This window comes from Micromonospora globbae (genome assembly GCF_036184225.1).
Classification (GTDB): domain Bacteria; phylum Actinomycetota; class Actinomycetes; order Mycobacteriales; family Micromonosporaceae; genus Micromonospora; species Micromonospora globbae.
Genome location: NZ_CP108084.1, coordinates 4,705,089 through 4,722,543, shown reverse-complemented (window position 1 = coordinate 4,722,543; position 17,455 = coordinate 4,705,089). Strand labels below are relative to the sequence as shown.

Annotated in this window: 20 protein-coding genes, 1 tRNA gene and 1 pseudogene; 16 read left to right on the top strand and 6 right to left on the bottom strand. The window is 75.0% G+C overall.

Annotation, left to right across the window (positions count from 1 at the left end; translation table 11 throughout):
* The first annotated feature begins 139 nt into the window (after positions 1–139).
* The gene (locus OG994_RS21160) at positions 140–955 is read left to right on the top strand and encodes a RecB family exonuclease (RefSeq protein WP_407942541.1); all 816 of its coding nucleotides are present in this window, start codon (positions 140–142) and stop codon (positions 953–955) included.
* A gap of 6 nt (positions 956–961) precedes the next feature.
* Here OG994_RS21160 and OG994_RS21155 read toward each other — a convergent pair whose 3' ends face one another.
* A complete protein-coding gene (locus OG994_RS21155) occupies positions 962–1,825 on the bottom strand; it encodes an oxygenase MpaB family protein (RefSeq protein ID WP_328850725.1) in 864 nt (287 codons plus the stop codon).
* 34 nt (positions 1,826–1,859) lie between these two features.
* Entirely contained in the window at positions 1,860–2,288 is a 429-nt protein-coding gene (locus OG994_RS21150; protein WP_328850724.1) for a Fur family transcriptional regulator, read from the bottom strand.
* Positions 2,289–2,589: 301 nt separating this feature from the next.
* On the opposite strand from OG994_RS21150, the gene OG994_RS21145 reads away from it, so the two are divergent.
* The gene (locus OG994_RS21145) at positions 2,590–3,072 is read left to right on the top strand and encodes a DUF2231 domain-containing protein (RefSeq protein WP_120327758.1); all 483 of its coding nucleotides are present in this window, start codon (positions 2,590–2,592) and stop codon (positions 3,070–3,072) included.
* A 54-nt stretch (positions 3,073–3,126) separates the two neighbouring features.
* Here the strand turns inward: OG994_RS21145 and OG994_RS21140 are convergent, their stop codons facing one another.
* Positions 3,127–3,465 carry a hypothetical protein gene (locus OG994_RS21140; RefSeq protein WP_328850723.1) on the bottom strand — a complete coding sequence of 113 codons (339 nt, stop codon included), beginning with the start codon at positions 3,463–3,465 and terminating at the stop codon, positions 3,127–3,129.
* Positions 3,466–3,662: 197 nt separating this feature from the next.
* Here OG994_RS21140 and OG994_RS21135 point away from each other — a divergent pair, with 197 nt between their 5' ends.
* Positions 3,663–3,836: a hypothetical protein gene (locus OG994_RS21135; RefSeq protein ID WP_192902089.1), complete on the top strand. Its 174-nt coding sequence runs from the start codon at positions 3,663–3,665 to the stop codon at positions 3,834–3,836.
* Positions 3,837–4,067: 231 nt separating this feature from the next.
* Here OG994_RS21135 and OG994_RS21130 read toward each other — a convergent pair whose 3' ends face one another.
* Positions 4,068–4,415: a hypothetical protein gene (locus tag OG994_RS21130; RefSeq protein ID WP_328850722.1), complete on the bottom strand. Its 348-nt coding sequence runs from the start codon at positions 4,413–4,415 to the stop codon at positions 4,068–4,070.
* 595 nt (positions 4,416–5,010) lie between these two features.
* Here OG994_RS21130 and OG994_RS21125 point away from each other — a divergent pair.
* The gene (locus OG994_RS21125; protein WP_240032854.1) at positions 5,011–5,184 is read left to right on the top strand and encodes a hypothetical protein; all 174 of its coding nucleotides are present in this window, start codon (positions 5,011–5,013) and stop codon (positions 5,182–5,184) included.
* A gap of 62 nt (positions 5,185–5,246) precedes the next feature.
* Here the strand turns inward: OG994_RS21125 and OG994_RS21120 are convergent.
* Positions 5,247–5,405, bottom strand: a pseudogene (locus OG994_RS21120) (FmdB family zinc ribbon protein); the annotation flags it as partial.
* 88 nt (positions 5,406–5,493) lie between these two features.
* Positions 5,494–6,126, bottom strand: coding sequence for a 5-formyltetrahydrofolate cyclo-ligase (locus OG994_RS21115; RefSeq protein ID WP_328850721.1), 633 nt, complete (start codon positions 6,124–6,126; stop codon positions 5,494–5,496).
* Positions 6,127–6,211: 85 nt separating this feature from the next.
* Here OG994_RS21115 and OG994_RS21110 point away from each other — a divergent pair, with 85 nt between their 5' ends.
* The 12 genes from OG994_RS21110 (at position 6,212) to OG994_RS21055 (ending at position 17,413) form a co-directional block, all read left to right on the top strand.
* Positions 6,212–8,638, top strand: a complete 2,427-nt coding sequence (locus tag OG994_RS21110; protein WP_328850720.1) for a diguanylate cyclase — start codon at positions 6,212–6,214, stop codon at positions 8,636–8,638.
* 9 nt (positions 8,639–8,647) lie between these two features.
* A complete protein-coding gene (locus OG994_RS21105; protein WP_120327525.1) occupies positions 8,648–9,604 on the top strand; it encodes a UTP--glucose-1-phosphate uridylyltransferase in 957 nt (318 codons plus the stop codon).
* Entirely contained in the window at positions 9,601–10,884 is a 1,284-nt protein-coding gene (locus OG994_RS21100; protein ID WP_328850719.1) for a molybdopterin molybdotransferase MoeA, read from the top strand. Before OG994_RS21105 ends, OG994_RS21100 begins: the two co-directional genes overlap by 4 nt.
* Before the next feature lie 67 nt (positions 10,885–10,951).
* On the top strand, positions 10,952–11,602 hold the full coding sequence (locus OG994_RS21095) for a GNAT family N-acetyltransferase (protein WP_120327527.1): 651 nt from the start codon (positions 10,952–10,954) through the stop codon (positions 11,600–11,602).
* A 177-nt stretch (positions 11,603–11,779) separates the two neighbouring features.
* Positions 11,780–12,571, top strand: coding sequence for a divisome protein SepX/GlpR (gene sepX, locus OG994_RS21090; protein ID WP_328850718.1), 792 nt, complete (start codon positions 11,780–11,782; stop codon positions 12,569–12,571).
* Between the two features lie 223 nt (positions 12,572–12,794).
* Positions 12,795–12,868, top strand: a tRNA-Ala gene (locus OG994_RS21085).
* A 76-nt stretch (positions 12,869–12,944) separates the two neighbouring features.
* Positions 12,945–13,679 carry a VOC family protein gene (locus tag OG994_RS21080; RefSeq protein WP_328850717.1) on the top strand — a complete coding sequence of 245 codons (735 nt, stop codon included), beginning with the start codon at positions 12,945–12,947 and terminating at the stop codon, positions 13,677–13,679.
* Positions 13,680–13,919: 240 nt separating this feature from the next.
* Positions 13,920–14,327 carry a ribonuclease E inhibitor RraB gene (locus tag OG994_RS21075; protein WP_120327530.1) on the top strand — a complete coding sequence of 136 codons (408 nt, stop codon included), beginning with the start codon at positions 13,920–13,922 and terminating at the stop codon, positions 14,325–14,327.
* Positions 14,328–14,462: 135 nt separating this feature from the next.
* Positions 14,463–15,077: an RNA polymerase sigma factor gene (locus OG994_RS21070; RefSeq protein ID WP_328850716.1), complete on the top strand. Its 615-nt coding sequence runs from the start codon at positions 14,463–14,465 to the stop codon at positions 15,075–15,077.
* Entirely contained in the window at positions 15,070–16,056 is a 987-nt protein-coding gene (locus OG994_RS21065) for a CU044_5270 family protein (RefSeq protein WP_328850715.1), read from the top strand. Before OG994_RS21070 ends, OG994_RS21065 begins: the two co-directional genes overlap by 8 nt.
* A 138-nt stretch (positions 16,057–16,194) precedes the next feature.
* On the top strand, positions 16,195–16,731 hold the full coding sequence (locus OG994_RS21060) for an NUDIX hydrolase (protein ID WP_120327533.1): 537 nt from the start codon (positions 16,195–16,197) through the stop codon (positions 16,729–16,731).
* Positions 16,732–16,789: 58 nt separating this feature from the next.
* Positions 16,790–17,413 (top strand): GNAT family N-acetyltransferase, encoded by a 624-nt coding sequence (locus OG994_RS21055; RefSeq protein WP_120327534.1) that lies wholly within the window; start codon positions 16,790–16,792, stop codon positions 17,411–17,413.
* Positions 17,414–17,455 lie beyond the last annotated feature (42 nt).

The following is a 17,455-nucleotide window of genomic DNA, read 5'->3' as shown; positions in this document are numbered from 1 at the left end:
CGCGCCGGCCCGGCTGTCGTACGTGGATGGCAGGATTCCACCCGTGCGACGACCCTCCCCAGCCGGGCGACCCTCATCCGCCGGTGGCCGCGCCCCTCGACCTCGCGAGGGGCAGGCCGAGCAGCTCGGCTTCGAGGGCATGCCCGAACGCCTGTTCGTCTGCACCCCGAGCAAGCTCGGCACCTACGCCGACTGCCCCCGCCGCTACCGCTACTCCTACGTCGACCGCCCGGCCCCACCGAAGGGGCCGCCGTGGGCGCACAACTCGCTCGGCGCCAGCGTGCACACCGCGCTGCGCAACTGGTACGACCTGCCGCACGAGCGGCGCCGGCCGGAGGCGCTGGCCGTGCTGCTGCGCGGCACCTGGGTGCGCGAGGGCTACCGCGACGAGGAGCAGGAGCGGGCCGCCTACCGCCGGGCGCTGGGCTGGCTCGAGGCGTACGTGGAGACGCTGGAGCCGGAGGTCGACCCGCTCGGCGTCGAGCGGGTGGTGGCGGTCAAGACGGCGGTGCTCGCGTTCAACGGCCGGGCCGACCGCATCGACTCCCGTCCGGGCCCCGACGGCCCCGAGCTGGTCATCGTCGACTACAAGACGGGTCGCACGGGCCTCGACGCCGACGACGCGCGCGGCTCGCAGGCGCTGGCGCTCTACGCGTACGCGGCGGAGCGGACGTTCCGCCGGCCGTGCCGCCGGGTGGAGCTGCACCACCTGCCCACGGGCACGGTCGCCGCGCACGAGCACACCTCCGAGTCGCTGGCGCGGCAGGTCAGCCGCGCGGAGGAGACGGCCCGCGACATCATGGCCGCCGAGCGGGCGGTGGCCGCCGGCGCCGACCCCGACGAGGCATTCCCCACCACGCCGAGCCCCCGGTGCGGCTGGTGCGACTACCGGCGGACCTGCCCGGTCGGGGCGCAGACCCCGGGGAAGGAGCCGTGGGCGGCGGTCGAGAGCTGACCGCCGTCAGCCCGGGGTGCGGGTGACGTCCCGGCGGGCCGCCCGTTCCATCGCGGCCTGCTGGATCGGTCCCGCCCGCCACCGCTGCGGCAGCGCCGCGAGGGCGAGCCGGAGCCCGCGTACGGTCAGGTCCGCCGACAGGGCGGTGGTCGGCAGCCCGAGGCCCCCGTACATGCGGCGGGCCCAGGCGGGCAGGAGCCCCAGCGCGGTGGCGGCGACGCCGAAGTACGCCCAGCGGGGCGGCCCGAGCGTCAGCCCGAGCCGGACCGGCAGGCTCAGCTTCCACGGCAGCGGCGGCGCGGTGAGGAAGAGGGCGGTCTCGGCGGCCTCCCGGGTCATCCGCAGCTCCGGCCGGACGCTCGCGTAGTAGTCGGCCACCTCGGCGGCCGTGCCGGGAACGGTGGCCGGGTCGAGGCCGACGAGCGCGGCCGAGCGGCGCTGTTCGGTGTAGTAGCCGTCCACCTCGGCGGGCGTCAGGGGCAGGCCGGCCCGGCGGGCGGTGTCGAGGAACGACTCCACCTCGGCCACGTGCACCCACCGCAGCAGGTCCGGGTCGTCCACCCGGAACCGCTCGCCGGTTCGGGGGTCGACGGCGCTCATCCGCGCATGCAGGCGGCGGATCCGCTGGCCGGCCTCCTCGGCCTCGGCCGTCGTCCCGTAGACGGTGGTGGCGACGTAGGTGGCGGTGCGGACCAGCCGGCCCCAGGCGTCGGTGCGGTAGTCGCTGTTCTGCGCGACGCCGGCCATCGCCCGTGGGTGCAGCGCCTGGAGGTACAGGGAGCGGAGGCCGCCGACGATCAGGACCGGCTCGGCGTGCACCTTCCAGGTGACCGAACCGGGACCGAAGAGGCCGAGGTCGTCCGAGTCCACCGACCAAGCGTGCCACGCGCGCGGTGGCGCGGGGTCACTCGTCGACGCGACGGCGGGCCTGGCAGGCGGGGCAGAGACCCCAGAAGGTCACTTCCGCCTCGTCGACCTCGAAGCCGTGTGCGGTGCTCGGGTCCAGGCAGGGGGCCTCGCCCACCGTGCAGTCGATGTCGGCGATCTCGCCGCAGCCCCGGCAGACGACGTGGTGGTGGTTGTCGCCCACCCGCGCCTCGTACCGGGCGGGGCTGCCGGCCGGCTCGATGCGGCGCGATAGGCCGGCCCGGGAGAGGGCGCCGAGGACGTCGTACACGGCCTGCGTCGAGACGGAGTCGAGGCGTTCCCGCACCCGACGGGTGATCTCGTCGACCTCGAGGTGGCCGCCGGCGGACAGCACGTCCAGGACGGCGAGACGCGGTCGGGTGACCCGCAGGCCCCTCGACCGCAACAGCTCCTCCGGACTGGACATGCGCCAATGACAGCACGCGCGATCCGGGTCGACAACCGGGCCGCGGTGACGGTGGCCCCGGACACAGGGCCGACGGCCTCGCCGGTGGTGTCCGGAGCGCGACCGGCGGCCTCGCGGGTGGTCCCCGGCCACGCGGCCAACGGACTCGCCGATGGATCCCCGGAACCGGGGGTCGGCGGCTCGTCCGGGGCCCTGGTGAACCGGTTTCGGTGCGGCTGCGTGTAGCGGATCGAGAGCCGTGGCTGCGGCGGCTGTGCACGTAGGCTGGCAGCCCGCGACCGTGATCCTTCCGGAGGAGCCGATGTTCGAGCAGATCCTGGGCCTGCCGGTCCACGTCCTGACGGTCCACGCGGTCGTGGTGTTCGTGCCGCTGCTCGCGCTGCTCGCGGTTGCCTACGTGGCCGTGCCGCGGTGGCGTCGCCGGCTGGACTGGGCCGTGGCGATCCTCGCCGTGCTCGCCCCGGTCTCGGCGTTCGTCGCGGTCCAGTCGGGTGAGGCGCTGAACGACGCGCTCGTCGCGCGCGGTTTCCAGGGGCCGATCCTCGACCAGATCTTCGAGCACTCCCGCTACGGCGACATCCTGTTCCGCATCGTGCTGCCGCTCGGCATCGTGGCCATCCTGCTGCTGGTGGCGACCAGCGGCCACCGGCGGGTGCCGAAGCTGCCGGGGCTGGTCACGCCCGTGCTGTCGATCGCGGTCGTCGGGCTCTCGGTCGCGGCCCTGATCTACGTCTACCTGACCGGGCACTCCGGCGCCGAGACCGTCTGGGGCGGCACCCTCTGACGCCGGTTCACGGCGCTCCCTGACGCCGGCTCGCGGCGCGGTCCCGCGCTCTCCTCAGAAGAGGATCCGGGAGCAGAGCAGGCACACCACGATCACCAGCACCACTCCGGCCACGGCGCCGACCGAGTAGGTGAGCCGTCCCGCGCGTTGTTCCGCCGCGTCCAACGCGGCCATGTCCTGCGGGGGCAGGTGCCGTGGCGGGCCCGGTTGCACGTGTACGGGTGGACGCCAGCCCGTGGGCGGCGGCACGTTCGGCGGCGGCCCTGCGTACCCGCCGGGCGGCGTGCCCGGGGTGGTCGGAGGCGACGCCGACCGGTCCGGGAGCCCGTCGCCGCCGTCCGGAGGTCGCCGCCAGTAGTCGTCCGGGGAGCTGCCGCCGGTGGGGGTCGTCACGCCGTCCGACGCTACCAATGGCACCCCGGCCGGAACCGCGATGTGGCTGGCCTGGGCGCGGTGTCGCGAGGGTCGGGCGCGGCCGTACCGGGAAACCGGCGCGGCCGTGCGCGCGGAACCGGCGCGGCCCTACGGGCGGACCGGCGCGGCCGTGCGCGGGGACCGACGCGGGCGCGCCTGCGTTACCCTTGCGGCTCGTGAGCACCGAGGACCCGGGTTTCCGCGGCGACGACGACCGCACCGTCGACCTGAGCGACGAATTCGTGGTGCTGCCCGAGCAGACCAGCGACGACACCGACCGCGGCTGGGGCGAGGCCGTCGGCCGCAACGACGACTGGCTGCTGGCCGAACGCCCTCCGCACTGGGACTGACCCACCGCGCTCCGCACGGCATCCTGGCCCAGCCAGCCAGCCAGCCAGCCAGCCAGCCAGCCAGCCAGCCAGCCAGCCAGCCAGCCAGCCAGCCCGGTCCGCGAGCACCGCCAGATCGGTACCAGCCAGCCGGCGCGCGGCATTCGCAGCACTCGCCGCGGTCGGCCCCGACCTGGGGCCGCCACCGCCCGACGGCACCGTCACCACGCCGGGTGTTCCGGCTCGGCGGGCTCATTCGCGTACGACGACGGCGAACCGGCTGCCGTCCGGCTGGCCCACGACCCGCTGCGCCTGATCGGGGCGCAGAGCGAGGTAGACCGCGGCCGAGCCGTCCGTCGCGCCGGCACCGACGACATCGAGCACGAGCGCACGCCCCGCCAGCAGGCTCGTCTCGCCGGGCCGACCGCCCGCCGGGGCGACGAGCAGGTCGACCCGCAGGCCCGGGCGGAGCACGGCGAGCGCGGCCGGTTCGGCGAGGCGGACCGGTACGCCCACGGTGCCGGCGGGAAGCGGGGGCACGGCGTCCCGCTCCGCTCCCGGCGCGTCTTCCTGCCCGGCGTCGGCATCGGGGCTGGTCACCGGTTCGCCGCCGTCCGCGGATCCCCGGGACGGCTCACCCCAGGGAGGCGGGCCGGGGCCAGGCGACCCCGAGCCGGGCGACCCCGAGCCGGGCGACGCTGGGCCGGGTGATCCCGCACCAGGTGGGCCCGGAGGGACCGAGGCCGGGCCGGCTGAGCCCGACACGGGGGAGCCCGGCGCGAACGAGCCTGGTTGCGGCGAGCCCGGGCCGGCGGTCGGGCAGCCGGGCGGTGTGCGGAGCACGAGGGTGGCCAGAGCGAGCAGCGCGGCCACCACGGCGGTGCGGAGCAGCGCACTCCGGCGCGGCAGGCGCGGGCGGCGTACGGGGCGCAGTGAGCCCGACCTGCCCGCCATCCGTGCCCTCCCGCCCCGGTCGGGCGCCCCGCGTGGCGCCCGTTCGGCAGCAGGCTAGGCGCGGCCGACCCGACGACGGGTCCCGCGGGGCGCCGCCTGTGGACAACGAGAGGGCCTGTGGACAACCCGCGCGGCGGGTCCGGATCTGCTAGGGCGGGGCCGGTCGACGGCGGGACGACATGTCACCCCGTCGTGGCCGGCCCGTGGCGTTCCAGGTCGTGCCGCCCGAGGTCAGGACGCGGTGCCGCTGGCGGCCGGAGCCTTGGCGGAGGAGCCGTTCGACGAGGACGTGCCGTTCGACGCGGACGAGCTGGACGTGCCGGACGTGCTCGACGACGAGTCGGACTTCGCCGGCTTGCTGCTGCTGCCGTTCGACGACGTGTCGGAGCCGGAGGAGCGCGAGTCGGTGCGGTAGAAGCCCGACCCCTTGAACACGATGCCGACCGAGTTGAAGAGCTTGCGCAGCCGGCCGGCGCACTCCGGGCACTCGGTCAGCGGCGCGTCAGAGAAGGACTGCACAGCCTCGAGCTGGTGACCGCACGCGGTGCAGGCGTACTGGTACGTGGGCACGTTCTCCTCCGGATGTGGTCTCGGCCGGTTGGCACTCGACGTCTTCGAGTGCCAATGTTGCGTCATCCGCCCCGGGTTCGTCCAGCGGACGTGTGGCGCGCGACACCAGGCGGTGCCGGCCACGCGCGACACGGGAGGCGAGCCCACCCGCGCCTCACGCGGGCGGCGGGGCGGCGTCAAGCGTACGCAGGCCGCCGCCGGGCGTGACCACGGCGCGTACCGCCCGGTCGTGGGGCTCGGCCGGCACGGCCGGGACCAGTTCGCCGTCGTGGAGCGGCACCACGGTGAGGGCCGCGGACGGCACGCGGGCCAGCGCCCGGTCGTACGAGCCGCCGCCGCGGCCCAGTCGCAGTCCGCGCCGGTCGACGGCGAGGGCGGGCACCACCACCAGCGTGGCGTCGGCGATCGCGTCCACCCCGAGCCCTGGGCCGGTGGGCTCGCGCATGCCGCGCCCGGCCGGCGCCAGCGCGTCGTGCCCCGCGTAGGCGGCCCAGGCCAGGTCGAGATCGGGGCGGAGCACCGGCAGCAGCAACTCGCCCCCGGGCGGCAGCGCCGCGCGCAGTACCTCCGGCAGCTCCGGTCCGCCCGGCTCCGAGCCCACCGGGACGTACGCCGTCACGAGCGTCGGCCGCAGGCGGCGTACCAGCGCGACCAGCTCGGCCTGGACGCGGGCGGCGGCCTGCGCGCGGGCCTCCGGGGTCAGCTCCCGGCGACGCGCGAGCAGCGCGACGCGCATGTCCCGTTTAGCCACATGGGTCACTTCCGCTCCATCAGAAAAATCCGGCACGCAACACTCCTCACGCAACGCCACCCACTCCGTTGCTCTGTGTCAGCATCGCAACATCGGAGGAGCAACTTCCGGGGGGAACCGAGTGACGCTACGCGGGCGGTTGACGGCGGCCTTCCTCGCGGTGGTCCTCGGCCCCGTCCTGCTCGGCGCCCTCTTCGTCGCCTCGACCCTCGGCTCGGTCGACCGCAGCCGCTCCACCGAGCGCCTCGCCGTGGCGGCCGCCACTGTGCGTACCTCCCTCGACGCCCTCTGCCAGCAGCTTCGCGCCGCCGCCGACGCCGTGGCCCTGGCCGGCGGCGACCCGGCCGGGGCCGCCGGCCAGGTGGTGAGCCGGGGCCTCGCCACGGCGGTGGTGGTGAGCGACGTCGCGGGGCACGTCACCTACCGCACCCCGGACGCACCGCCCACACCCTGGCAGGAGTGCGCCGGGGCCACGACGACCGGCCCGGTCCGCGCGCTCGCCGTCCGGGTCGACCGGCGTGACCGCGCCGGCGCGGCGCTCGGCACGGTCGCCGCCGCGCATCCCGTCGACCCGGCCCTCGTGGCGCGGCTCGCCGCGGCCACCGGCGTGGCGGTCACGCTGCTCGACGACGGCACCGGGCCCGCGCGGGTCACCCACACGACCGAGGCCAGCGGCGTACGCGACGCCGTGCTGGCCGCCGCCGGACGGCTCGACGACGAGCAGGTCAGCGAGACGGCCGACGGCCGGTACGTGCGCCGCATCGGCCCGTCGCCCGAGCAGCCGCTGCCGCTGGTGCTCTCCGTGCCCAGCGAGCGGCCTCCGGGGCTGGACACCGTACTGGTCGGCGCGGTGATGCTGGCGGCGCTGCTCGCCGTGCTGGCCGCCTGGCGGCTGGCCCGGGTGACGACCCGGCCGCTGGTCGAGCTGGCCGCCGCCGTGGACCGGGTCGCGCACGGCGACCTGACGGCCCGCGTGCCGGTCCGCACCCGCGACGAGCTGGGCCGCCTGGCCGGCGCGTTCAACCGCATGACCCGGGAGACGGGCGCGTACGTGGCGGCGCTGACCAGCAGCCGCGACCAGCTGCGCGGTCACCTCGCCGTGCTCGGCGACACCCTGGCGAGCACGCACGACCTCCAACGCATCCTGCGGGTGATCCTCAACAGCGCGATCGCGGCCACCGGGGCGCGGGCCGGCGCCGTGCTCCTCGTCGAGCCGGGCGCGATGCTCGTCGCCCAGTGCAGTGAGGGCCTGGACGGGCGCTGCCCGGAAGGGGACGACCCGGCGACGTTGCGGGTGCCCCTCGGCAGCGGGGTGCTCGGCGCGGTCGCCGCCACCGGTGTGCCGCAGCGGGGCCGGGTGGAGCCGGACGACGTACCCCCGGGGGAGCCGCGCTGCCGGACGTACATCGCCGTGCCGTTCGCCGCCCCCGGGCCCGCGGCGTCCGCCCTTCCCGGCACGGCCGGACCGGCCGACGGGCCCACGGATCCGGGCGGGCCCGGGCCCGCCGGAGTGCCGGCTGCCCGGACGACGACCGACGACGCCCCGACCCTCGAACTGCCCGGCGGCGCCACGGGCGGGCCCGTCGGCCGGTCGGGGAGCGGAGCGGACGCGGTCGCGGCCATCGGGGTGCTCGCCCTCTACGACCGCCTCGGCGCGGACGAGTTCGACGACGACGACCTGGTCACGCTGCGCACGTTCGCGGGCCACGCGGCGGTGGCCGTGCAGAACGTCCGGGTGCACGAGGAGGCGCAGCGGCTGTCGCTCACCGACCCCCTGACCGGGCTGTGGAACTACCGGTACCTGCGCGAGTCGATCCGCCGGGAGGTCGAGCGGGCCAGCCGCTTCGGCCGGATGCTCAGCGTGCTCGCCCTCGACCTGGACCGGTTCAAGGACGTCAACGACACCTACGGGCACGCGGCCGGGGACACCGTGCTGGCCGAGTTCGCCCGCCGGGTACGCGGCGAGATCCGCGAGGTCGACCTGGCCTTCCGGCAGGGCGGCGAGGAGTTCGTCCTGCTGCTGCCCGAGACCGACGCCCGGGGCGCGGCGATCGTCGCCGAACGGCTCGGCGCGGCGATCCGGGACACGTCCATCCCGGTCGAGGTGCACGCCGGCTCGCCCGTGCCCGTCCGGGTGACGGTGTCCATCGGCATCGCCGTCTACCCCGACCACGCCGGCACCGGGCAGGAGGTGCTGGAGGCGGCCGACGACGCCCTGTACGCGGCGAAGGCGGCCGGCCGGGACACGTACCGGCTGAGCGCGCGCCGGACGGCGGGCGTCCGGGAACTTCCCGTGCCGGCCGGGGCCGTGAGCCCGGCGGACGGGCTTCCCCGGGCCGGCCGCGCCACGGCGCCCGGCCGCCCCGAGTCGCCGGGCGACGAGGAGTCCCCGGCCGGGGACGAGCAGCTCGGCTCGGCGCTCACCGGCCCGGACGCGAGCCGCGGTGGCCCGGGACCGGCCCGCTCCGGCGCCGGATCCGCCCGGCCCCCCGCCGGAGGCGGCGCGTCTTCCGGGCCACACCCGCCGCGGCAGAGCCGTGGCCGATAGTCTCGCGACATGTCGGTGCACTCAGCGAACTCCTCAGCGACGGCCGCCGCGACCGGCCGTTCCCGCGCGGTGAAGGCCGTGATCCCGGCCGCCGGTCTGGCCACCCGCTTCCTGCCGGCCACGAAGGCGGTGCCCAAGGAGCTGTTGCCGGTGGTCGACCGGCCGGTGCTGCAGTACATCGTCGAGGAGGCCACCCAGGCCGGCATCAACGACGTGCTGTTGATCACCGGACGGGGTAAGACCTCGATGGTGGACCACTTCGACCGCCGCCCCGACCTGGAGGCCCGGCTGGAGAACAAGCCGGAGATCCTGGCCGCGGTGCAGCGCCCCAGCGAGCTGGCCGACATCTACACCGTCCGGCAGCCCGAGCAGCTCGGCCTCGGCCACGCCGTGGGCTACGCCGAGTCGCACGTGGGCGATCAGCCCTTCGCCGTGCTGCTCGGCGACGAGTTCGTGAAGCTCGACCAGCCGCTGCTGCCGGCGATGCTCGAACTGCAGGCCCGCACGGGCGGCGTGGTGCTCGCCTTCTTCGAGGTCGACCCGGCCGACACCAAGCGGTACGGGATCGCCTCGGTGGAGCCGGCCGAGGCCGAGCTCACCGACATCGGCGAGGTCGTGAAGGTCACCGGCATGGTGGAGAAGCCGAAGCCGGAGGAGGCGCCGAGCAACCTCGCCGTGCTCGGCCGGTACGTGCTCCCGGCGACGATCTTCGACGCGATCCGCCGGACGAAGCCGGGCAGCGGCGGCGAGATCCAGCTGACCGACGCCATGGAGCTGCTGCGCAACGAGGGCACACCGGTGCACGCGATCGTCTACCGCGGCACCCGTTACGACACCGGGATGCCGCTGGGCTACCTCCAGACAGTCGTGCAGATCGCCGCCGAGCGCGAGGACTTCGGGGCCGAGTTCCGCAAGTGGCTCGCGGACTTCGTGAACTCCGACGCGTCGGGCGGTCCTAATACATGACCGCGACGGCCGACGCCGAGGCGGCCGCGAACGAGTTGACGCCGCTCGCCGACTACCTGGGCAGTGTGCTGCGCAGGTTACGCGCGCTGCCGCCGCTCGACCTCGACCTCACCCAGGCGTACGGCAACGTCCTCGCCGAGGACGTCGTCGCGCCGCACGCGTTCCCGGCCTTCGACCAGGCGGCCGTCGACGGGTACGCGGCGCGCTGGGAGGACATCTCCGGCGCGGGCCGGGCCGCCGGCGGGCGGGCGGTCCGGCTCAACGTCGTCGGTGACCTCGGCGCCGCGAGCTGGCGGCCGGTACGGCTCACCCCCGGCTCCTGCTTCTCGGTGGCCGCCGGCGCGCCGCTGCCGATCGCCGCCGACGTCGTGGTGCCGGTCGAGTGGACCGACCAGGGCATGGCCGCCGTCGAGATCTACCGCACCCCGAAGCGGGGGTACGGGGTACGCCGGGCCGGCGAGGAACTGCCCGCCGGAACGGTGCTCGCCTGCGCCGGCACGTACGTCAGCCCCGCGCTGGTCGCCGTCTTCGCGGCGACCGGCATCGGGCACGTCGTGGTGCGGCCCACGCCGCGGGTGGTCGTCGTGGCCACCGGCGACGAACTCGTCGACGTGGGACGGGGCAGCCAGCCCGGCCAGGTCGTGGACGCGAACTCGCACGCCCTGACGGCGGCGGCCGCGGAGGCCGGCGCGCTCGCGTACCGCGTCGGGATCTGCGACGACGACCCGGAGGCGCTGCGCGGGCTGCTGGAGGACCAGACGCTGCGCGCCGACCTCATCATCACGACCGGCGGCACCGGCACCGGCCCCGGCGACATGGTGCGCCGGATCCTCTCCCGCCGCGAGGGCGGCCGCGCCGGGCCGGTCACCTTCACCGACGTCGCGCTCTACCCGGGCACGGCGCTCGGCTTCGGCACCGTGGGCGCCGAGGAGGTGCCGGTCGTCTGCCTGCCCGGCGACCCGGGCGCGGCGCTGATCGGCTTCGAGGTGCTGGCCCGACCGGCGATCCAACTGCTCGCCGGCGCCGAGCCGGTGTTCCGGCCCAGCGTCCGGGCGCACCTGCTGGAGACCGTCTCGTCCCCGGGCGGGCTGCGCGAGTTCCGCCCCGCCCACGTCGCCGAGCGGCGCGGCGGCGGCTACACCGTCCAGCCACTCAGCGGCGGGCCGTTCACCCTCTCCGGGCTCGCCGAGGCCAACGGCCTGCTGGTGCTCGGCGAGCGGGTCACGACCGCCGCCGCGGGCTCCACCGTGGACGTCCTCCTGCTGGACCGCCGCCGGTGACCGCTCGGCGTGCCGGCGCGAGCGGTGCGGTCGCGGGCCGTGCCGCCGCGAGCGTAGGGTCCGCCCCGTGAGCCTCTTCCGAACCGGACGCGCGCCCGGTTGGCCGGCCGTCCTCGAGGACGGCCCGGTGGTGCTGCGACCGTACCGGCGCTCGGACGCCGCCGCCTGGTCCGAGGTGCGGCGCGCCAACCAGGCCTGGCTGGCGCCGTGGGAGTCGTCGGTGCCCGGTGACTGGTACGACCTGAACTCGCCGGCCGCGTTCCGCTGGGTCTACCGCGACCAGCGACGCTCCGCGAAGACGGGCGAGGGCATGCCGTTCGCCGTCTGTCTGCGTGAGGACGGCCAGGAGCGGCTCGTCGGGCACCTCAACGTGGGCAGCATCGTGCGGCGGGCGTTCTGCTCCGGGTACGTGGGTTACTGGGTGGACCGTCGGGTCGCCGGCCGGGGTGTCATCCCCACGGCGCTCGCGCTCGCCGTCGACCACGCCTTCGGCCCCGGCGGGCTGCACCGCATCGAGGTGAACATCCGGCCCGAGAACCGGCCGTCCCGCCGGGTCGTGGAGAAGCTCGGGTTCCGCGAGGAGTCGTACCACGTGCGCTACATGCACATCGACGGCGCCTGGCGCGACCACATCGGATACGCGATGACCAGCGAGGAGGTCGCCGCCGAAGGTGGGCTGCTGGCTCGCTGGCACCGCGTACGCGCCGCGGCCAGGTGACGCGTCCCGCGCACGGGATCGGCGCGGCGCGTCCCCATCACGCACCGTCGCCCGTAACCTCAAGTAACTGCAAGCTGTGGCAAGCGCTGCTCGCCCGTACGATCGTCGCGGCCGACACCGGTCGGCGAAAGATCCTGCGGCCGGGCTGCGGTTGCTCCGAATTCGGTGACGGGAGGGGTGAGGGTGCCGACCTCGGTGCTCCTCGCCGTCCTCGCCGCCGCCGGCCTGCTCGCCCTCGCTCCGGCGCTGGTTCGCCGGTACGACGCCACCGAGCGGCTGGTGGCGGAGCGGGCGCAGTCGACGGCGCGGGTGCTCCAGCGCCAGCGCCGCCGCCGTACTGTGCCGGGGCGGCGGCCGGTGCGCCCGCCGCGACACCTCGTCGTCACCCTCAGTGAAAACCCGAACACGAGCAGTCTCGACCGGCCCGTGTCGGCACCGCCCGCGCCGGCCCGCCGGTCCGCCCGGCTGCGCGCCGTGCCGCCCGCCCCGAACCGGGCCCGCCGCCGGCCGCCGCCGCGCCGCCACACCCCGGCCGTCTACCGGCGCCGCCGGGTGCTCGCCGCGTTGCTGCTGCTCAACGGCGTCGAGTTGATCGGCGTGATCGTGGTCGGCCCCGGGTTCTGGATCAGCTTCGCCGTCACCGGCACGCTGCTCGTGGCGTACGTCGTACACCTGCGGCAGCGGGCCATCGCCGACCAGCGCCGGCGGCGCGCGCGGGCCCGGGAGGCGGCCTGGCTGGCCGCCCGGCAGGCGGAGGTGCGGCGGGAACAGGCCCGGCGCGCGGCGGCCCGCCGGGAGGCGCAGCGCCGGCTCGCGGCCCAGCGCGAGGTGGTACGCCGGGCGGCCATGGGGCTCGACCGGCCCGCCGACCTGCCGCCCGCGGCGAACGGCGGCACGGTGTCCTACCGGCGTGCCGGTGGCCTGCGCGGCCGACCCTACGAGGCCGGCCGCAACACCCACACGGCCTAACCCCCCCGCGCCCCCGCGCCCGCCCCCCGTCCCCGCGATCTTGCACTTTCGGCCCCTCTTGTGCCCGCTTATGCCTGTTTTGTCGGGGCGGAAAGTGCAAGATCGGCGCAGGGGAGGTGTGGCGCGCGGGGGTGGATTCGCCCCCGCGCCGGTGGACCTGTTAGCCTTGTCGCCGGCCCGCCCGGTGTAAGCCGGGTGGGACCGACGCCGGTCCGCCGGCGGAGGGGCTGTGGCGCAGACCGGTAGCGCACCTCGTTCGCATCGAGGGGGTCAGGGGTTCAAATCCCCTCAGCTCCACCCAGCTCACAGGCCGTTTCCCGTGGTGGGAGGCGGCCTGATCTTGTAATGCCGGACCGCCGCTAGCATCGTCGGCATGGCGACGCGGCTCGTGCAGATCAACATGAAGGCTCGGGACGACTCCGCGTTGGGCGGTTTCTGGGCGGAGGCGCTCGGCTGGGGAGTCTCCAGCGAGGGGCCCGGCGTGACCAACCTCGAACCGGAGGGTTTCGCCTACCCCGACCCCGTCGCCGTCTGCATCGACCTCATCGCCTCACCGGAACCCAAGACGGTGAAGAACCGCGTGCACGTCGACCTCGCCACCACCTCGGCGGCCCATCAGGCGGAGGTGGTCGCGCGCCTGAAGGAACTCGGCGCAACCTCCGCCGACGTGGGCCAGGGCGACGTCCCGTGGACGGTCATGGCCGACCCGGAGGGCAACGAGTTCTGCGTGCTGGACCCGCGGCCGCTCTACCGGGACACCGGACCGATCGCCGCGGTCGTGGTCGACTGCGCGGATCCCCGCGCCATGGCCCGCTTCTGGGGCGAGGCCATGGACTGGACAGTGCACGAGGTGACCGACCACCGCGCGCTGCTGCGCTCCGCCAAGGGCGTCGGCCCGTATCTGCGGTTCGTTCGGACGCCGGACGTGAAGACCGTGTGGAACCGCGTCCATCTCGACGTGCGCCCGTACCCCGGTGACGACGTGGAGGCCGAGGCGGCCAGGCTGCGGACGCTCGGCGCCACGGCCATCGACCTGGGCGACGACGTCCGGTGGACGGTCATGGCCGACCCGGAGGGTAACGAGTTCTGCCTGCTCGCCCCCGCCTGACCCAGACCCTCGTCATCCGCTCACCCCGGCCACGAGCCCGGTCCCTGCGAACGCACCACGGCGGGCCAGGTCGCGGCGACGGTGACAGCGCCCGGGCCGGCGAGGGGGGATCAGCGCCCGACACGTCTGCGGACGCGCCCGCAAAGGCTCCCGTGTGGTTGGTGAGTTGAGCGGCCCGCGAGGGCAGCGTTCTGGCGACAGGCACGTGTACGGTCATGCGGCCCGCAGGAATACCAGTAGGTGGAGCAGCCGATGGGCTTGTTCAGCATGTTCACCCGCCGCCGCCGCGACGACGAGCCTGTCGACCTGGACGAGCGCTCACCGAGCCTGGGCGTGAGGTATCGGGATCTGCTGCTCATGAACGAGATCGCCAAGAGGGCAGCGGATCTGTCGCAGCCGCGACATGTCGTCTTCTATCTCGACGCCCCGTCTGAGGACATCGGGCGTCTCATCGCTGCGGAGGCGGGCACGCACGGGTTCGAGGCCGGGGTGCGTGAGCCTCTCCCGGAGTATCCGGGTAGCTGGACCGTGGTGTGCGAGACCCACACGGTGTTGACGCCGGAGTTCGTTCGCGACAGCGTCGACCTCTTCGAAGCCCTGGCCGAGCGCCATCACGCCGACTACGACGGCTGGGAAGCCGCCGTCTAGCCCACGCCAAGTGCCGTCACGTGCCGTCACGTGGCGACGTGACCACTCGTCGGTTCTGCGGCCACCGTGAACCCTCCGCGCGCCTTCCGCTGACAACACGGTGAACCCTTCCCGCGCCCGGACGAAAGGTCGCGTATGAACCACACAGGGCAAGGCAGGGCGGTCGTCGATGTGGAGGACGACGCGTCCGTCATCGGGAGGTCGGCCCGAGAGCCCGAACGTTTCGCCGTCATCTTCGATCGCCACGCTCCCCACATCCACCGGTACCTGGCTCGGCGCCTGGGTCGGGAAGCCGCCGACGATCTCGTGGCGGAGACGTTCCTCGCCGCGTTCCGGAAGCGGCAGCAGTACGACCTTCAGCGGCCCGACGCCAGGCCGTGGTTGTACGGGATCGCCACCAACCTCATCGGTCAGCACTGGCGTGACGAACTGCGCGAGTACCGCCTCCGGCAGGTCCTCGTCGCGGAACGTGACGAGGTGTCCCACGCGGACCGCGTCGCGGCCGACGTGACGGCCCGGGCCGTCCGTCCGCTGCTGACCTCGGCGCTGGCCGACCTGGCGCAGGGGGACCGGGACGTGCTGCTCCTGATCGCCTGGGAGGAGCTGACCTACGAGGAGGTGGCGGCGGCGCTGGAGATTCCGCTGGGCACCGTCCGTTCCCGCCTGAACCGGGCGCGCAGGAAGGTACGCGAGGCGCTGGGCCACGCCGATCCCACCACGACGTTCGAGGAGAGCCTGAGCAATGGATGACCTGCGACTGGTCCGCGAGTTGGGGCGGGACACTCCTCTCCTGGCATCTGACGAACTCGCGCCCGCCCGCGGGCGACTCCTCGCCGCGGTGGCCGCGGCGCCCACGGCCAATCCGATCGGTGCCAACCCGACCGGTGCCCAACCGACGGGTGCCGAGCCGACCGGCGTGAGGCCGACCGGCGCCGAGCGTCGGCGGCGGCCGGGGCGGCCGCGTCGCCCGGTGCGGCGGATCATGCTGGCCGGCTGGACGGCGATCGGTGTCGCGGCGGCTGCGGCCGCGGTGCTCGTCCTGGCACCCGACAAGATCGGCGGCCAGGTCCCGCCCGCCAACGCGGAGGCGGCCCAGGTCCTGCACAACGCGGCGGCCGCAGCGCTCGGGCTTCCGGACGTCGAGCCGCGCCCCGACCAGTTCGTCTACACGAAGAGCCGGTCCGGGGAATCGATGCGGGAGGCCTGGCTGTCGGTGGACGGCACCCGCGACGGGCTGATCCGGGAGATCCCCGCCGGCGAGGTCGAGGAGATCCCGGTGCCCGGCTGCCGTGACGGCCGGGCCGCCACCGTGAAGGGCGGCCGGGTGAACCCGCGCCAGACCGAGCCGTGCACGCCGGCACCCGCGTACCTGCCCGACCTGCCGACCGACGCCGACGCGATGCTGGACTACCTCAACCGGAGCTACAAGGGTGAGCCGGGCGATTCGAACGCCATGGGGAAGGACGTCCTGGCGCTCGTCGCCGAGAACTACCTTCGCCCCCGGTCGCGGGCCGCGCTGTTCCAGGCGGCGGCGGAACTCCCCGGGCTCGAGGTCGTCCGCGACGTGAAGGACGGTGCGGGGCGGCCCGGCATCGGGATCGCCTGGTCGTCTGAGGAGAAGTCCGCCGTGCTGGTCTTCGACGCGGACACCTACGCCTTCCTGGGCATGGCCGACACCCTGGCGACGCTGGAGGTGGCCGTCGTGGACGCGGTGGGCGAGCGGCCCTGAGCACGCTCGGGGGAGACGACGAACGAACACCCCGGCCGAGGGGCGTGCCGCGCGACGGCACGCCTCTCGGCCGTCCCATGCCGGCACCAGGCGGACGGTACTCCCGCATGTCGGCCCCCGCTGGTTGAATCTCTTTCCATGGACGACCGGACGCCACTCTCCGCCGACGAGCTGCTCGACATCGTCGACGAGCACGACCATGTGGTGGGGCAGGCGCGGCGCAGCGAGGCGTACGCCCGCCGGCTGCGCCACCGCTGCGCGTTCGTGCTGGCGCGGGACGCCGACGGGCGCATCTTCGTGCACCGCCGCACCGACCGGAAGCTCGTCTTCCCCTCGCTCTACGACATCTTCGTGGGCGGGGTCGTCGGCGCCGGCGAGTCGTACGACGAGGCGGCGCGCCGGGAGGCCGAGGAGGAGCTGGGCGTACGCGGGCTGCCCGCCCCCGTCCCGCTGTTCAAGTTCCTCTACGAGACGCCCGAGCACAGCTGGTGGTCCTTCCTCTACGAGGTGCGCTGCCCGACGGCGGTCGCGCCGCAGCCCGAGGAGGTCGCCTGGTACGCGTTCCTCACCGAGGACGAGTTGGCGCGGCGACTGCCCGAGTGGGAGTGGGTGCCGGACGGCCTGGAGGCGTACCACCGGTTCACGGCCTGGCGCGCGAGCGGCCAGGCGGGATAGCGCGGGCGGCGGTGTCGAGCGCCCGCGGGACAGGGGGCGCAGAGCAGGGGGAGGGGCCGTGCGACTGCCGGCGACAGACGACGGGACGGTCTCCGTCGTACCGGCCAACGAGGCCAGCTGGGACGACCTTCAGGCCGTGTTCGGGCCGCGGGGCGACGCGGCCCGCTGCCAGTGCCAGTGGTTCAAGTACCGGCGCAGCGACTGGCGGTCGGTCCCGGTCGAGGTACGCGCCGACCAGTTGCGCGAGCAGACCGCCTGCGGTGATCCCGAGGCGGGCCGGACCAGCGGCCTCGTGGCGTACCTCGACGGCGAGCCGGCCGGCTGGTGCGCCGTCGAACCGCGCATCGAGTACCCGCGGCTCCAGGGCGCGCGCATACCGTGGACCGGCCGGGACGAGGACCGCGCCGACCCCGCTGTCTGGGCCGTCACCTGCTTCGTGACGCGCGCCGGGTTCCGGCGCAGGGGCGTGAGCCGTGCGCTCGCACGTGCCGCCGTCGCCTTCGCCCGCGACCGGGGTGCCCGCGCCGTCGAGGGGTACCCGGTCGTCGTCGAGCCGGGCGTGGAGATGGCGTGCGGCGAGCTGTTCGTGGGGACCCGCACCGTCTTCGCCGACGCCGGCTTCAGCGAGGTCAGCCGACCCACGCCCCGCCGGGCCGTGATGCGGGTCGACCTCGCCACCTGAAGTCGTGTCGGGCAGCGGCCGGACCGGTCCCGGCCGCTGCCC

Bases quoted from the DNA above. Each gene is read 5' to 3' on its own strand.
- OG994_RS21160 (WP_407942541.1), top strand. From the start codon at position 140: ATGCCCGAACGCCTGTTCGTCTGCACCCCGAGCAAGCTCGGCACCTAC.
- OG994_RS21150 (WP_328850724.1), bottom strand. From the start codon at position 2,288: ATGTCCAGTCCGGAGGAGCTGTTGCGGTCGAGGGGCCTGCGGGTCACC.
- OG994_RS21145 (WP_120327758.1), top strand. From the start codon at position 2,590: ATGTTCGAGCAGATCCTGGGCCTGCCGGTCCACGTCCTGACGGTCCAC.
- OG994_RS21105 (WP_120327525.1), top strand. From the start codon at position 8,648: ATGTCGGTGCACTCAGCGAACTCCTCAGCGACGGCCGCCGCGACCGGC.
- OG994_RS21100 (WP_328850719.1), top strand. From the start codon at position 9,601: ATGACCGCGACGGCCGACGCCGAGGCGGCCGCGAACGAGTTGACGCCG.
- OG994_RS21080 (WP_328850717.1), top strand. From the start codon at position 12,945: ATGGCGACGCGGCTCGTGCAGATCAACATGAAGGCTCGGGACGACTCC.
- OG994_RS21070 (WP_328850716.1), top strand. From the start codon at position 14,463: ATGAACCACACAGGGCAAGGCAGGGCGGTCGTCGATGTGGAGGACGAC.
- OG994_RS21065 (WP_328850715.1), top strand. From the start codon at position 15,070: ATGGATGACCTGCGACTGGTCCGCGAGTTGGGGCGGGACACTCCTCTC.
- OG994_RS21060 (WP_120327533.1), top strand. From the start codon at position 16,195: ATGGACGACCGGACGCCACTCTCCGCCGACGAGCTGCTCGACATCGTC.